The 14066-nt window shown below is 70.2% G+C and carries 15 protein-coding genes and 1 pseudogene; 9 read left to right on the top strand and 7 right to left on the bottom strand.

Going from position 1 to position 14066, the window contains the following annotated elements; translation table 11 throughout:
- The first annotated feature begins 133 nt into the window (after positions 1-133).
- The 3 genes and pseudogenes from ACZOOI_RS32165 to ACZOOI_RS32155 form a co-directional block, all read left to right on the top strand.
- On the top strand, positions 134-406 hold the full coding sequence (locus ACZOOI_RS32165; RefSeq protein WP_465283074.1) for a DUF397 domain-containing protein: 273 nt from the start codon (positions 134-136) through the stop codon (positions 404-406).
- Positions 403-981: a hypothetical protein gene (locus tag ACZOOI_RS32160; RefSeq protein WP_465283073.1), complete on the top strand. Its 579-nt coding sequence runs from the start codon at positions 403-405 to the stop codon at positions 979-981. Before ACZOOI_RS32165 ends, ACZOOI_RS32160 begins: the two co-directional genes overlap by 4 nt.
- A 25-nt stretch (positions 982-1006) precedes the next feature.
- A pseudogene (locus tag ACZOOI_RS32155) lies at positions 1007-1207 on the top strand (maleylpyruvate isomerase N-terminal domain-containing protein); the annotation flags it as partial.
- 106 nt (positions 1208-1313) lie between these two features.
- On the opposite strand, the gene ACZOOI_RS32150 reads toward ACZOOI_RS32155, so the two are convergent.
- Complete coding sequence (locus ACZOOI_RS32150; protein ID WP_465283072.1) at positions 1314-2138, bottom strand: LLM class flavin-dependent oxidoreductase; 825 nt, start codon at positions 2136-2138, stop codon at positions 1314-1316.
- A gap of 199 nt (positions 2139-2337) precedes the next feature.
- The gene (locus ACZOOI_RS32145) at positions 2338-3228 is read right to left on the bottom strand and encodes an alpha/beta fold hydrolase (protein WP_465283071.1); all 891 of its coding nucleotides are present in this window, start codon (positions 3226-3228) and stop codon (positions 2338-2340) included.
- 96 nt (positions 3229-3324) lie between these two features.
- On the opposite strand from ACZOOI_RS32145, the gene ACZOOI_RS32140 reads away from it, so the two are divergent.
- Positions 3325-4230 (top strand): LysR family transcriptional regulator, encoded by a 906-nt coding sequence (locus tag ACZOOI_RS32140; RefSeq protein ID WP_465283070.1) that lies wholly within the window; start codon positions 3325-3327, stop codon positions 4228-4230.
- A 141-nt stretch (positions 4231-4371) separates the two neighbouring features.
- Positions 4372-5358 (top strand): hypothetical protein, encoded by a 987-nt coding sequence (locus ACZOOI_RS32135; protein WP_465283069.1) that lies wholly within the window; start codon positions 4372-4374, stop codon positions 5356-5358.
- A gap of 80 nt (positions 5359-5438) precedes the next feature.
- Here ACZOOI_RS32135 and ACZOOI_RS32130 read toward each other — a convergent pair whose 3' ends face one another.
- On the bottom strand, positions 5439-6011 hold the full coding sequence (locus ACZOOI_RS32130) for a TetR/AcrR family transcriptional regulator (protein ID WP_465283068.1): 573 nt from the start codon (positions 6009-6011) through the stop codon (positions 5439-5441).
- Positions 6012-6138: 127 nt separating this feature from the next.
- On the opposite strand from ACZOOI_RS32130, the gene ACZOOI_RS32125 reads away from it, so the two are divergent.
- Entirely contained in the window at positions 6139-6657 is a 519-nt protein-coding gene (locus tag ACZOOI_RS32125) for a cupin domain-containing protein (RefSeq protein WP_465283067.1), read from the top strand.
- 222 nt (positions 6658-6879) lie between these two features.
- Entirely contained in the window at positions 6880-7500 is a 621-nt protein-coding gene (locus ACZOOI_RS32120; protein ID WP_465283066.1) for an L-threonylcarbamoyladenylate synthase, read from the top strand.
- A 100-nt stretch (positions 7501-7600) separates the two neighbouring features.
- Here ACZOOI_RS32120 and ACZOOI_RS32115 read toward each other — a convergent pair whose 3' ends face one another.
- Positions 7601-8167: a GNAT family N-acetyltransferase gene (locus tag ACZOOI_RS32115; RefSeq protein ID WP_465283065.1), complete on the bottom strand. Its 567-nt coding sequence runs from the start codon at positions 8165-8167 to the stop codon at positions 7601-7603.
- Positions 8168-8172: 5 nt separating this feature from the next.
- A complete protein-coding gene (locus ACZOOI_RS32110) occupies positions 8173-9576 on the bottom strand; it encodes an MFS transporter (protein ID WP_465283064.1) in 1404 nt (467 codons plus the stop codon).
- A gap of 199 nt (positions 9577-9775) precedes the next feature.
- Here ACZOOI_RS32110 and ACZOOI_RS32105 point away from each other — a divergent pair, with 199 nt between their 5' ends.
- Complete coding sequence (locus tag ACZOOI_RS32105) at positions 9776-10291, top strand: winged helix-turn-helix transcriptional regulator (RefSeq protein ID WP_465283063.1); 516 nt, start codon at positions 9776-9778, stop codon at positions 10289-10291.
- A 460-nt stretch (positions 10292-10751) separates the two neighbouring features.
- Here ACZOOI_RS32105 and ACZOOI_RS32100 read toward each other — a convergent pair whose 3' ends face one another.
- Complete coding sequence (locus tag ACZOOI_RS32100; RefSeq protein WP_465283062.1) at positions 10752-11411, bottom strand: TetR/AcrR family transcriptional regulator; 660 nt, start codon at positions 11409-11411, stop codon at positions 10752-10754.
- Between the two features lie 171 nt (positions 11412-11582).
- On the opposite strand from ACZOOI_RS32100, the gene ACZOOI_RS32095 reads away from it, so the two are divergent.
- Positions 11583-12731: a serine hydrolase domain-containing protein gene (locus ACZOOI_RS32095; RefSeq protein ID WP_465283061.1), complete on the top strand. Its 1149-nt coding sequence runs from the start codon at positions 11583-11585 to the stop codon at positions 12729-12731.
- Positions 12732-12834: 103 nt separating this feature from the next.
- On the opposite strand, the gene ACZOOI_RS32090 is transcribed toward ACZOOI_RS32095, so the two are convergent.
- Complete coding sequence (locus tag ACZOOI_RS32090) at positions 12835-14001, bottom strand: MFS transporter (protein ID WP_465283060.1); 1167 nt, start codon at positions 13999-14001, stop codon at positions 12835-12837.
- Positions 14002-14066 lie beyond the last annotated feature (65 nt).

Below are 14066 nucleotides of genomic sequence, written 5' to 3'. Positions count from 1 at the left end.
CCCTCGCCGCCTCGCCGCCTCGAACCAGAGTTCACGTCCGGCCAGAGCACGGGAGGTGCTGCTGAGCCTGACTCCGGTTTGTGCGAAGTCTCGCGCGCGGTGAGAGAGTTCGGCAACATGGGGTGACCAGCGAGTGACCGAGGGGGCGCTTGTGAGCGGGGTCCGGAAGCCCACGAGGAGCCGGAGGGGCGACCCGAGTCTCGCCGGCTCGGCCCGACCGGATTGGCGCAAGAGCACGTACAGCTCTGCCCAGGGATGTTGCGTCGAGGTCGCATCGATTTCGCTTCGAGTCGGTCTTCGTGACTCGAAGCGATACCGATCCGGGATCATGTTGTTCGGCACGCAGGCGTGGCTGGGCTTCCTGTCGTCCGTGCGAATGCCGATCACCGTCATGGACCGTCCGTGAACGACTCGTTCGTCGTGGCGATCGTCGGAGTGGTCGGTACGCTCGCCGCCGGCGTCTTCGCGCAGCTCGGAGCGACGAAATCCAAGATCATCGAACTTCGCCATGCAGAGCGGATGCATGCCGACGCCGAGGCTGCGAACGCACGTCGTGCGCACCTGGAGGCCCGCCGACAGGCGTATGGGGACCTGAACCAGGCGCTTCGCGACAAGTACACGCACCTGTTGCAGCATTGGCGGACCCTGAAGGGAAACCGCTCGGTCGAGCCGTCGCATATCCAGATCGAGGACGAGTCCGAACGCGAGCTGAGAGCTGCCTACGCGAAGGCGCAGATGATCGCCGCCGACGACGTCATAGAGCTGGTGGGACCGCTCGTCGCACGGCTGTACCTGGTGCACCGGGTCCTGCGGCAACACGACGGAGGCGAGACGCCGGATGAGGACCTCGACGCCCTGAGGAAGCACCTGGACAGGGCCAGCGAGATGTTGTACGAGGTACGTCAAACGATGCGGCGGGATCTGGGCATCACCGAACTCCCGCTCGACCGCCCCCCGGACTACGGGTCCGTAACCCCGTAGCGCCGACGAGAAACACGAGTCGGATGAACTCGACGCCCTGGTGTCGGCGCAGGCCGACTGGACCAAGCCCACACCCGCGGCGGGGTGGACGATCGCGCACCAGATCGCCCATCTTGCTTCCGCCGATGCGAACGTTCAGGGCAGTGCCCTCGACTTCTGCGTTCGAGTCACCCGACGCAGGTCTCAAGCCGAGACCGACCTCACGGTGGTCGGTGCGGACGCGTAGACGTGGCTGGAGAACGCACGCGTTTTCCTCTGAAAGGTCGGTGGCGGACCGGCCCGAGTGTCGGTGGGCCGGCGCGGTTCGACCGGTGCCACTTGCCGGCCCGTCCTCAGTCGCCGGCCGGACTCGGCGGCCCGTCGCGGAGTACGCCGCGCACCGTGTCGAGGGGTACGCCCGGATCGAACTCCGGCATCCACCAGGTCGCGCCGGCTGCGGCGTAGGGGAGTGGGTCGGCGTCGAAGGGCAGGCTGACGGCGATCTCGTACGGTCCGCTCGCGCCCGGTCGGAGCCCGGCGAAGGTGGCGACGACCTCGGCGAGTTGGTCCGGGTGCTCGAGACCGACCGGGAAGAAGCCGTCGAGCCGGGCGGCCCGGCGGATCGGCTTGAGGTTGCCCGGGAACCCGGCGGCCCACACCGGCACACCGGGCCGCTGAACCGGCCGCGGAAGGAACGTGATGTCGTCCACCGTGTAGTGCTCACCGCGATGGCGCACCGGCTCGCCGGACCAGGCGGCGGCCAGGATCGCCAATGACTCGTCGAGCATTTGCCCGCGCCGCCGGTCGTCGATCTGCTCGCCGGTCTTGGACAGCTCCCCGCCGAACCGGTCGCTGCCGAGGCCGACGCCGAGGGTGAGCCGGCCGTCGCTGAGCCGATCCAGCGTCGCCGTCTCCCGCGCGACCTTGGCCGGTCGTCGACGGGCGAGCGGCGACACCATCGGGCCGAGCCGCAGCCGCTCGGTCGCGGTCGCGATCGCCGTCAGCGCGATCCACGGGTCGGCGACCTGTCGGACCGGCGCCCGCCAGCACAGGTGATCCCACACGAAGCAGCCGTCCCACCCGGCTTCCTCCGCTTCGGCGGCGAGGCGTGCGACCACGCGCGGATCGGCGAGGTCGTCGAAGAGCGGCAGCCAAAGTGCGGACCGTAGCCGGTTCATCGGCGGTCCCCTTTCGTGAGCGGCATCAGGACGGATGTGAAGTCGTCGCACACCCGGACCGGGACCGGGACCGATGCGAAGTCGTCCCACGCCGGCACCCGGGCCCACGTGCAGTCGCCCCACACCCGCACCCGCGACGACGTGCGGTCGTCGTACCTCGGCCTCGGCAGGTCATTTCCCGTGAGTTCCTCCGGCGTCGTCACGTGGTCGGCCGGGCTTCGGAGATCGAAAGGATTGCCGGAATCGCGATGTCCCAGAGCTCCGGCGGCGGCATCTGGTGCCCCATGCCCCGGAGCGGGACGAGCCGTGCTCCCGGGATCTCCCGGGCCAGCGCCTCGCCGTGCCCGTACGGGAACAGCGGGTCCGCGGTGCCGTGCAACACCAGCGTGGGTGCCGTGATCTCACCGAGGCGGTCGCGGACGGGCTCGCCGCCGTCCAGCCGCCAGTGGTTCTGTGCCGACGCCAGGGCCGGGCTGCGGTCCCAGGCGCGGCCGACGACGCGGCGTACCCGCTCCTCGTCGACGGGGATGGTGCCCGCGAAGGTGCGCTCGCCGGCGGTGTAGTACGCGATGACCGCCTCGCGGTCGGACCAGTCGGGCGCCTCGTCGCCACCCTCGGCGAACTGCTCCGCCAACTCCTTGCTCATCGGCGGCAGGTCGGGGTGGGCGGCCCCGCCGGCCCCGCCCGGGCTGGTGGCGACGAGCGTCAGGGACGCGACCCGCTCGGGGTGGAGCACGGCCAGGTGCTGGGCGATGTCGCCGCCCATGGAGACACCGACGATGTGGGCGACCGCGATGCCGAGGGCGTCGAGCAGGCCGACGGCGTCGTCGAGCAGGGCGTCGCTTCCGTAGGGCGGCTCGCCGGGCGGGAAGGTCGTGGAGCGGCCGGTGTCCCGGGTGTCGTACCGGATGACGTGCCGCCCGCCGGCGGCGAGGCCCGCGCAGAACTCGTCGTCCCACCAGTCCATCGACGCCTCGGCGCCGCCGATGAGCAGCAGGGCGGGTGCGGCCGGGTCGCCGAAGGTCTGGGCGCAGAGCTCGATGCCATTGACCCGGAGAAGTTGCTCGTCGTGTGCTTGCGAAGAAGTCATGTCCGGAACGCTAGAGCCCGCGACTCCATCGTGAAAAGCGATGATTCCCGATCGATTCGATTGCCTGTGCCAATGGTCGTCGTTACGCTGGCACGTGTGATCGACGTGGAGTTGCGCCACCTGGCGGCGATGGTCGCCATTGCCGAGGAGGGCTCGTTCGGTCGGGCGGCCGTCCGTCTCGGGTACACCCAGTCGACGGTGAGCCAACGGATCGCCGCGTTGGAAAGGGCCGTCGGCGGCCCGGTGTTCGAACGGCCGGGCGGTCCCAAGCCGGTACGGCTGACCCCACTCGGCTCCGTGGTCCTGGGCCAGGGCCGCGAACTGCTGGCGAAGGCGGAGGCGTTGGCCTACGCCGTGGATCGGTTCAAGGCCGGAGACGGCCGGATCGACATCGGCACGTTCCAGAGCGTGTCCACCGTGATCCTGCCGTCGGTGGTGAGCCGCCTGCGAGCCGAGCACCCCGGCTGCGACATCAGATTGTTCGAGGAGGAGCCGGAGCAGCCGCGGATCGGTGACCTCGACCTGCTGTTCTACGACGGACGCATCGACGGCGACGTCGAGCACGTCAAGCTGCTCGACGATCCATACCTGCTGGTGGCAGGCGCCGGCGCCTTCCCCGACGGTCCGGTGCCGCTGGAACGCCTCGACGGCGCACCGATGGTGGCCTGGCCGCTGACCTGCGACCAGCCCTCGATGGAACAGGCGATCGCCCGCAGCGGCGCCCGCCCGCAGGTCGTGTTCCGCACCGCGGTCAACGACGCCCTGTTGTCGATGGTGCGAGCAGGCATGGGATCGGCGGTGCTGCCCTGGCTGGCCATCACCGGTCCCGGCGTCCCGTCCGACGACAGGTTCCGCGTGCACCGGCTACGGCCATCCCTGCCGGCGCGGGAGATCCACCTGCACTGGCGGGCCGGGCGCACCCACTCGCCACTCGCCGCCCGGGCGATCGAGATCGCCGTCGAGGTCGTGGCCGAACTCGCGCCGCCGCCGGCCGGTGCTTGACGCGCGCGAAGGTCGCTCGCGCGGAAGGTTACTTGCTGGAAGGTCGCTCGCGCCGAAGGTCACTCGCGCGGAAAGTCGCTCGCGCCGAAGGTCGTGTGCGGGGCGCCCGAGCGTCGGTGGGCGTGGATAGCATCCCGGGCCATGACCATCAGATTGACCGATGCCGAGATCGATTACCTGGCTTTCCGGTTCGACGTGATGTCCCCGGGAGCGTGGGATCGGAGCGCGGTGGAGTGCGCGATCGACGGCCTGGGATGGACGTTGCACTCCGCGGAGCGCCACGGGTTGTCCTTCGCCGGGCCGTTGCCGGGCGGGTGGAGTCACGCCTACCGGGGCCATGTCCTCGGATCGCCGCAGGAGGGTTGCTTCACCTCGCTGGAGTGCGACCTGGCCTGCACCGAGGATGTCGCCGTTCTGGAAGCGGTGTTCACGGCGGCGAGGAAGGCGGTCGAGGCGCGCCGGGGGCCGGCGCCGATTCGACGCGGGCCCGGTCCGGTGTTGCGCTGGCGCCGTGAGGACACCCTCATGGAGGTCGAGTGGAGCGGGCGGCGGGTGCTGTTGCGGCTGCTCGCGGCGAGGGTGGTCGAGAAGCACGAGTACGAGCTTGCCGGGAGAAATGAACGCGACGAGTGCGTCGCCGAACTCGGGGTGTGGCAGGCGTACATCCTCCGCCACCCGGACATGAAGGGCGCGTTCGAACCCCGCGGTCGCCGGCCCGAGACCTGGGAGGAACTCGGCCGGTGGCTGAGCGAGACGTTGGCGGCGCTGCTGACGGACCTGGGCCGGCTGGACGACCAACTGGACTTGGTGATCAGGCCGGCCGACGACGACCAACGGTTCGTGCAATTCTCCTGCGACGCCGAGGAGTTGCACTTGGAGGCGGGCGGCGGGACGTTCGAGCCGCCGGGGCAGACGCAACCGGGCCGGCTGCCCGGTGCCGGGGTCAAGGGGCGCTACGAAATCCGCATCCCGAACCCCCGACCCGATGACGCCGAGCCCGCCGCCCGGGCATTGCTGCACGCCCTGCGCGCGCAGAACGTGAACCTGGAGGATCTGGGCCACGAGGCATGGCTGCGGAGGAGCGACTACGCGACGAACCTGCACGGACTGGGCCTCGTGGAACTGTGACAGGGGGAACGCCCCGTGCCCGGTCGATGCGGGACCGGGACGGGGGCAGAACGGGCCGAGCCGGTGCGGTGGTCGTTGCCTCAGTGGCCGGGAAGTCTGCTGACCAGGGCGGTCATCGCCGCGACCGCCTCCACGTCCGTGAGCCCCTGCCCCTCGCACAGCGACCGCCACGTCGGGAAGGCCGCCGCGTGGGCCGCCAGCGCCCGGCGTAGCCGCCGCTCCCGGCGGCCCCGGTCGGCGAAGGCCGACGCCAGTACCTCGACCTGCTGCCGCTCGCCGGCCTGCCGTGCCTCGCGGATCGGCGCCGGTATCGCGTCGAGATCGCGGTGGACCAGTGCGAGCATCTGCGCGCCGGAACGGTAGAACCGGTACAGGTCCGTCAGGCCCGTCCGCAGTCGCTCGGTGGGGGTGGGGATCAGCGCCCATCGGTCGGGGCGCGGCAGGGGCCGGCGCGCGAGCCAATCCTGCGAGCAGGCGGCGAACAGTGCCGCGTCGTCGGGGAAGTGCCGGTAGACGGTGAGCCGGGTGACGCCCGCCCGTTCGGCGATCGCGGCGATGCTGGTCGCGGCGGGCCCGACGGTGCCGTGCAGGTGGACGGCGGCGTCGACGATCCGCTGCCGGGTCTCGCCGATCTGTTCGGCGCGGCGGGTCATGGTGTACGACCGCGATTTCGGAGAACGGTCCTGTTCACTCAACTGTTGACACCCCCCGCGCACCGGCGCAGACTCGAATTCGAGAGAACACCAGTGTATCGGTAAATCTCTGAAGGAGGCCGCAACCATGAGCGGCATCACGCAGGCACCGCACCTGACCGTCGTCCGGCCCGGCGAAGGCGCCGAGGCAGACCTCGGCAGCATCGGCGTGGCCTTCAAACTGTGGGGCCGGGACACCAACGGCAGCGTCTCGATCGTCGAGCACCCGTTCCCGGTCGGCGCGCTCGTCCCGCCGCACCTGCACACCCGCGAGGACGAGTACTCCATCGTGACCGAGGGTGAGATCGGCTTCCGTTCCGGCGACCGCGAGGCCGTCCTGGGCGCGGGCGGCTACATCACCAAGCCGCGCGGCGAACTGCACACCATGTGGAACGCCGGCCGGACCCCCGCCCGGATGATCGAGGTCATCAGCCCGGCCGGGTTCGAGCACTTCTTCCGCGAACTCGCCGAACTGGTCGCCGACGGCCCGCCCGCCCCCGACGCCGTCTTCGCGCTCGGCGCCGCGTACGGCCTCGAGTTCGGCCGCCCCGACTGGCTGCCGGACGTCATCGCCCGCTACGACCTCACTCCGCCACCCGGCGCGTGACCGGCGGCAGGTCGGGCGACGGCGCCGAGGCGCCGTGCGGCTCGCCGATCAAGGACGCCGGGTGATCGGGGGCGCGGGGTGGGGCGACGCACGCGCGACTCGGAGGTGTCTCCACCCGTGGCAGCGCGGGACATGCTTCGAGATGAGGATTGCCTCCCTCGATAGGGGTCGGGATGGCATCCGTTGGCCGGGGACGAGCGTTCGTCCCCATAGGGTCGGCGGATGGCGAAGTATTTCGATGTGCACCCCGAGAACCCCCAGCAGCGCACCATCGGCAGTGTGGTCGACCTGATCCGCTCCGGATCGCTCGTCGCGTACCCGACGGATTCCTGTTTCGCATTGGGATGCGGATTGGGCAACCGTGACGGCATCGGCCGGATCCGGGCCATCCGCAACCTCGACGACCGGCATCACTTCACCCTGGTGTGCGAGAGCTTCGCTCAACTGGGCCGATTCGTGTACCTGGACAACGACGTGTTCCGTGCCATCAAGGCATCGACGCCCGGTCCCTACACCTTCATCCTCCGCGCGACGTCCGAGGTGCCGAAGCAACTGTTGCACCAGAAGAAGAAGACGGTCGGCGTCCGGATCCCCGATCACGCCGTCACCCGGGCCCTGCTCGCCGAACTCGGCGAGCCGATCCTGTCCAGCACGCTGCTCCTGCCCGGCGAGGAGGAGCCGATGACACAGGGCTGGGAGATCAAGGAACGACTCGACCACGTGGTGGACGCCGTGGTGGACTCGGGCGATTGCGGAACCCGGCCGACCACGGTCATCGACTTCTCCGGCGACGAGGTCGAGATCGTACGCCGAGGAGCGGGTGACACCGCGCGGTTCGAGTAGCGGCCGGATCTCGGGCGAGGACGCCGGCGCCCGGGTCGAGCCGCCGACCCGGGCCCGAGCGTCGGCGGCGGGCCCGAACCGGCCACCTTGACCCGGCGGGTCAGCCGGCGCGGCACAACGCCGTCGAGGAGCCGGACTCGGTAGTGGGCGACCCGGGTGTCGTCCGGTTCGAGTCGTTTGGCAGGTACACGACGAAGTGCCACTGTCCGTCCTGCAGTTCCGTGTACCGCAGGTCCGGCAACGCCGCGTACAGGGCCTTGCGCGCGGCCTGGTTCCCGACCTGGATCTGGGCGTGCAACACGCGCACCGCGGACGCCCGGGCCAGCGACGCGACTTCCCGGACCAAACGCGTGCCGAGGCCGATTCCCTGGTACCGGTCGCAGACCAGGGCGGCGATGTCGGCGTGGCCGGGATCGTTGTTCAGTCCGTACTCGGCCCAGCCCACGATGCGGCCTCCGCTCTCGGCCACGTACGCGTTCCAGGTGCGCTGCGCCCGGCCTTCGATGATCCGGGCCCGGTACCAGCCGGGGATCGTGCTGCACGGCACGCCGAACCGCAGGGCGAGCGCGTGCCGTGAGATGCCGGCGGCGGCCCGGTCGAGCCTGTCGATGTCGTCCGCTCGCCACGAGCGCAGATGCATGGTGTCGGACGCAAACACGGTGGTCACGGTGATCAGCTCCGGGTGCGGCCGGTGATGCCGAAGGCGGTGGCGGCGGACCCGGCGGCGGTGGCGGCGATGAACCACCAGGCGTGCCGGAAGGTGTGCGCCGGATCGGGTGCGGTGCCGGCCGTGCCGAGGACGGCGACCAGGATGGCGACGCCGAGGACGTAGCCGAGTTGGCGGCTGGTGTTGACCACGGCGCTGCCGGTGGCGGCCTGGGCGCCGGGCAACTGCGCGGTGGCCTGGGAGAGCATGACGGGCAGGGCCAGGCCGATGCCGACACCGATGACGAGCCATCCCGGCAGGATCTGCGTCGCGTACCGGGTATCGGAGGACGCACCGGCGGCCAGCAGCAAGGCACCGGCGGCGAACAGCAGATTCCCCGCCGCCACCAGGGCTCCGGCCGGAATGCGCGTGGCCAGACGCCGGCCGACGGCCGCGAACAGCGGCACCATCAGCGGGCCCGGTGCGATGGCCAGGCCGGCGACCAGGGTGGAGTAGCCGGCGGGCCCCTGCAGCCACAGCACCACGGACGGGAAGACCGCGCCGAAGGCGGTGCAGAACATCAATACCGTGATGTTGGCCCAGACGAATGCCGGTGTCCGGAACAGGGCCGGATCCACGACCGGTGCCGGGTGACGCAGGATGCGAACGACGAACACCGCGATACCGACGGCGGCGAGCGCGAAGGTGCCGACGGTCGCCGCTCCGGTCCACGCCCACTCCTGGCCCTTGACCAGGGCCAGCGAGACCGCGCCGAAGGCGACGATCAGCGCCGCCGTGCCGAGCGGGTCCGGCATGCGTACGGCCGAGGTGTCGCGCAGGTCGGGGAGCACACGGCGGGCCGCCAGGAACGCCGCCACGCCGACCGGGATGTTGATCAGGAACACCCAGCGCCAGGACAGCTCCACCAGGCCGCCGCCGACCACCGGGCCGACCGCGGCCGCGAACGAGCTGGTGGTGGCCCAGATCCGGACCGCTCCGGTCCGGCGCGCCGCCGGCAGCACGGTGAGCAGCAGTCCGAGACCGGCCGGGGTGAGCACGGCCGCGCCGACCGCCTGCACCCCGCGGAAGAACACCAGCGACCACAACTCCGGTGCCAAGGCGCAGGCGGCGCTCGCCGCGGTGAACAAGGCCAGTCCGGCGAGGAACGCCGGTTTGCGTCCGTACCGGTCGGCGAGGCGCCCGGCCGGGACCAGCAGCGCGGCGTAGACGATGGCATAGGCGTTGAGGACCCAGCTCAGGTCCGCGAGCGGGGCGCCGAATTCGGTGCCGATGTCGGTGAAGGCGACGTTGACCACGAACACGTCGAGCATCGCCATGAACGCCGCGGAGCACACGACGAACGTGATCGCCGACGGTCTACCGGGGTCCTGTCGCACGCCCTCGGCGGGTGGTGCGGTCTGAGCGGTCATGGGTAATCCCCTCGCGATTCGTGCCGGATGTCCTGGCTGATCCGGGTGTCCCGGATGTGCTGGGTGGCCTGGATGTCCGGTCAAAGGCAGCGCTCTTCCACCCATTGCCGGAGTGGGAGGCAGGATCTAACTATCCCGGAGTATAGGTAGAGGGGGTCTGGCTATACAAGGATCAAGTCGGAGCGGATATCATGGGGCCATGCCGGTTGTCATGGAGGGCGCGCTTGCCGACCTCGGCGCGTGGAAGACGGATCACTGCTCACTGGTCAAGGCGCTGGAGGTGGTCGGAACCCGCTCCGCGCTGCTGATCCTGCGCGAGGCGTGCTACGGCACGACCCGATTCAGCGGCTTCGCCGGCCGAATCGGTATCACCGACCGCGCCGCCGCCCAGCAACTGCGGCGCCTGACCGAGGCCGGCCTGCTCGCCAAGCGCCCCTACCGGGAGGACGGCGGCCGCACCCGCGACGAATACGTGCTCACCGAGATGGGCCGCGACCTGTTCCCGGTGATCGTGGCCCTGATGCAATGGGGTGACAAGCACCTGCAGGACGGCACGGCACCGCTGCACTACATCGACCACGAGACCGGCGTCCCGGTCCACGTCGAACTCCGCAGCGAAACCGGCGACATCCTCGAACTGGAACAGGTCGGCGTCCGAAAGAACCCCGCATGGCGGGCACCGAAGCCGCCGCGGCAACCGGACACCGCTTCCTGACCTCCCGCACGCTCCACCGCCGGGCGCAGGGCCACAGGCAGGGACCGGGCGATACAAGGGCGCGTCCTCGTGACCGTGGCAGCCGGTCCGCTCAACCGACGGGGCAACCCTTCCCGCTTACAACGCTGTTGGGCCCCTGAGCCTCGCGCACGCCGACCGGGGGATCGACATCAGGCGCCAAAGGGCTTTCGACGACGGCCAAAGTCGGCGTCGTCGCGACGCGCCGAGCCCGTCGAGACACCGGTCCATCGAGCGCGGGCGGTTAGACCCGCCCAGGTCCGTCAGCACCCTCATGTCTCTTGCGTGCCCCGAACCGTGAACTCCACGCACGCCGCCCGCAGGCGGGCCACGCAGGTCCGCGGGTTCGTGATTGCGGGTTGCATGTCGGCAGGCGGCCGTTCTTGGTGACACTCCCGAGCCGGTCGGCGCCGGCTCGACCCACCAAGACCGCCGACGCGCGCTAGCTCGGACGGACTGTGGCCTCGATGTGGGCGAGTTGAGCGGCGAGGATTTCTTCGAATGCGGCGCGGCGGTCCTCCCCGAGGGGGCGCACGTCGCGGGCGAAGTGGGTCAGGGCCGGGAAGCGTTCGGGGTCGGCGCCCAGTACCGCCACGCGGAACAGCTCCATGCCCTGTTCGTACTCTTCGGGGGTGACCGTGTCGATCCCGGCTTCGGCGGTGATCAACGCGGCGATGAGGACCGCGATCCGGTGATAGCGCACCGGGATTTCCGCGTCGGGCAGTCCCGACGCGCGCAGGGCCTGGAGCACCTCTTCCATGACCAGTCGGGAACCGGTGCCGCTCGACGCGTAGCGTCCCCAGACCGCGGCGAGCTGGGGCTGCTGTCCGAAGGCGGCTCTCAGGCGTAGGGCCAGCGACGTGATGCGCTGCTTCCAGTCGCCCTCGGGGTGGTGGCCGTCCATGGCGGCGAGAAGGATCCGGTCGGCGACCGCGCGCAGCAGTTCGGTCTTGCTGCGGAAATGCCGGTACAGGCTGGACGAATCGGTCCCGAGGGTCGCGGCCAACTTGCGCACGCTGAACGAATCCGCGTCGCTCGTGCGCAGCAAATCCGCTGCCGTGTCCAGGATTTCTTCGGTGGACCAACGCCTTCGGCCTGCCATCTCGTTCCTCTCGCCGGATCTCAGCCTAACGTATGCACTTGGTGTTGCACGCACCGCGTGCATAATGAGGACATGAGCATGCCGGGTGGTCGGCATGCCACTCGTGCCCTGCGGTGTGGGCCAGGCGACCGACGCGGCGCCCACCCGGGGGAATACGAAAGGACGCACGACGTGAACAACCCACTGGATTCCGCAGCGTTGAACGCAGCCATCGAGAACGTCCACCGCGCCGGCGTTCCGGGCCTGTTCGCCGAGGTACGCGACGGCAACCGGATCTGGCGCGGTGCCGCCGGGGTTGCCGACGTCGCCACCGGCCACCCCGTTGCCGCCGACATGCGGCACCGCGTCGGCAGTTGCACCAAGACCTTCACCGCCGCAGCGGTCCTGCAACAGGTCGAGAGCGGTCGGATCGGGCTCGACACACCGATCGGCCGGTACCTTCCGAAGCTGGTACCCGGGGAACGCGGTGACGCGATCACGGTACGGATGCTGATCAACCACACGAGCGGCCTCGCCGAGTACCTCCCGTACGCCTACCCCTCCCTCAAGGCGTTCCCCGTCATCGCGGACACCGGACCCCAGAGCCTGGACGACCACCGGTTCACGCGATTCCACGCCACCGAGCTGATCGGGATGGGGGTCTCCGCACCCGCCGTCGGCGCAGTGGGCGGCACCCCCGGGGTGTACTCCAACACCAACTACCTGCTTCTCGGGCAACTCCTGGAACAGGTGACCGGAACGACGGCCGAGGACTGCATCACCCGGAACGTCATCGAGCGGGCCGGGCTCCAGGACACCGCCTTCCCCGACGGACTGCACGTCCACGGGCCGCACTCGCTGCTCTACGAGGCGTGGTTCGGCATGATCGACCCGCCGCGCGACTACAGCGTCTACGACATGTCGTGGGTGGGCCCCGCGGCTTCGCTGATCTCGACCGTCGCGGATCTCAATCGCTTCTTCGGCATGCTGCTTGCCGGCGAGATCGTCGACCGGTCGTCGCTGGCGCAGATGCAGCGCACCGTCCCGATCATTTCCCAGGAGGGCAAGCCGATCGACTACGGCCTCGGTCTGTACCCGATGCAGATCCCCGGCGGCGGTGCCGTTTGGGGCCACGGCGGCACGGTCTGGGGTGGTGGAACGATCGCGATGATCGGCGCCGACGGCAGGCGACGGATGTCGGTCGCGGTGAACCTGCAGAGGTGGAACCGACTCGACCCCTCGGGCAGGCCGCAGCCCCACCCCATCGACGATGCGCTCGCGGCCTTCTACCGGGTGGCCATGGGCGACAACGGTGGGGACAACCCGCCGCAGGAGCGATGACCACCGTGGGCGACGCCGGCACCACGATGGCGTGCTCGGGCACCGGGCGGCGGACACCGGGCACCGGGTGGTCGGATGTGAGCAGTTGCCTGGACGTGCGCGCTCATCGGCGGGTGGAAAAACGAACTTGGCGGTCTTGCCCAGCGCAGTATCCGGCACCTGCCATGGCAACGCCGAGGACGACCAGGACCACGAGCGGGAGTGTCCAGCTGCTCGTGGCGTCGTGCAGGATGCCGAGGAGTAGGGGGCCCGCCGCCGCCACGAGGTAGCCGATCGACTGCGCCATGCCTGCCAGCGCGGCGGCTTCGCCGGAGCTGCCGGCGCGTTGGCTCTGAAAGGTCAGCGCGAGGACGAGGCACACGCCACCGCCGAGTCCGAGCAGGGTGCATGCCAACACGGACAGCGCGGGGGCGGACACCAGCACGGCGAAGCCGCCGGCCACGACGACCGAGGCCCCGGTCGCGGTCCAGCGTTGGTCGTGACGGCCCCGGGTGAGCAGGGGCAGGAGACTGCCGGCTGCCAGGGCGATCAGTTGGTAGTAGAAAAGCATCCAACCGGCCGCGGTGCTGGTCGTGCCACGGTGGATCAGAATGCTGGGCAGCCACGCGACGGCGGTGTAGAAGGCCAGGGATTGCAGCCCCATGAATATGCTGACCTGCCACGCCAGTCGCGATCGCCAGGGGACCGGACTGCGGGTCACGCCGGTGGAGGCATGAGGCCTGTCCCCCCGCATCCGGGGCAGCCAGGCGAGGAACGCCGCGATGATGAAGGCGAGGCCCCAGGCGAGAGCGGTGTGCCAGGAACCCGGCAGGGTGTGCGAAAGCGGCGCGGAGATCCCGGAGGAGAGCGCGGCCGTGGCGCCCATGACGGTGACGTAGAGAGCGCTGATGCCCTGAATGCGGTGTGCGGGCACGCTCCGCCTGATCAGAGCGGGCAGCAGCACATTGCCGAACGCGATGGCGGCGGAAAGGATCACGGTCCCGGTGAACAGGCAGATCACCGAGGGAATCGACCGGACCACGGTTCCCACGGCCAGCGCGCCGAGGGCCGCCACCAGCAGGCGTGCGCTGCCGAAGTGGTGAGAGGCCCGGGCCACCAGAGGCGACGTCGCGGCGAACGTCAGCAGCGGGAGGGTGGTCAGGAGTCCGCCCCAGCTCGACGACAGGCCGCTGCCGTGCTCGATCTCCGGCAGGAGCGTACCGACACCGGTGAGGCCGGTACGCAGGTTCACCGCCACGAGGCAGATCGCGATGACGAGCCCGATCGACACGGCGGGCCGGGTGTTGTCGGCGGCCGGCGCACCGGGGGTGGGGTGCCGACGGGGTATCGAAGACG

This window comes from Embleya sp. L77 (genome assembly GCF_055557415.1).
Note: the sequence above shows the minus strand (reverse complement) of the source record. Positions and strands in the feature narration are given on the sequence as shown.

Bases quoted from the DNA above. Each gene is read 5' to 3' on its own strand.
- ACZOOI_RS32100 (WP_465283062.1), bottom strand. From the start codon at position 11,411: ATGGCAGGCCGAAGGCGTTGGTCCACCGAAGAAATCCTGGACACGGCA.
- ACZOOI_RS32105 (WP_465283063.1), top strand. From the start codon at position 9,776: ATGCCGGTTGTCATGGAGGGCGCGCTTGCCGACCTCGGCGCGTGGAAG.
- ACZOOI_RS32120 (WP_465283066.1), top strand. From the start codon at position 6,880: ATGGCGAAGTATTTCGATGTGCACCCCGAGAACCCCCAGCAGCGCACC.
- ACZOOI_RS32110 (WP_465283064.1), bottom strand. From the start codon at position 9,576: ATGACCGCTCAGACCGCACCACCCGCCGAGGGCGTGCGACAGGACCCC.
- ACZOOI_RS32130 (WP_465283068.1), bottom strand. From the start codon at position 6,011: ATGACCCGCCGCGCCGAACAGATCGGCGAGACCCGGCAGCGGATCGTC.
- ACZOOI_RS32145 (WP_465283071.1), bottom strand. From the start codon at position 3,228: ATGACTTCTTCGCAAGCACACGACGAGCAACTTCTCCGGGTCAATGGC.
- ACZOOI_RS32135 (WP_465283069.1), top strand. From the start codon at position 4,372: ATGACCATCAGATTGACCGATGCCGAGATCGATTACCTGGCTTTCCGG.
- ACZOOI_RS32125 (WP_465283067.1), top strand. From the start codon at position 6,139: ATGAGCGGCATCACGCAGGCACCGCACCTGACCGTCGTCCGGCCCGGC.
- ACZOOI_RS32150 (WP_465283072.1), bottom strand. From the start codon at position 2,138: ATGAACCGGCTACGGTCCGCACTTTGGCTGCCGCTCTTCGACGACCTC.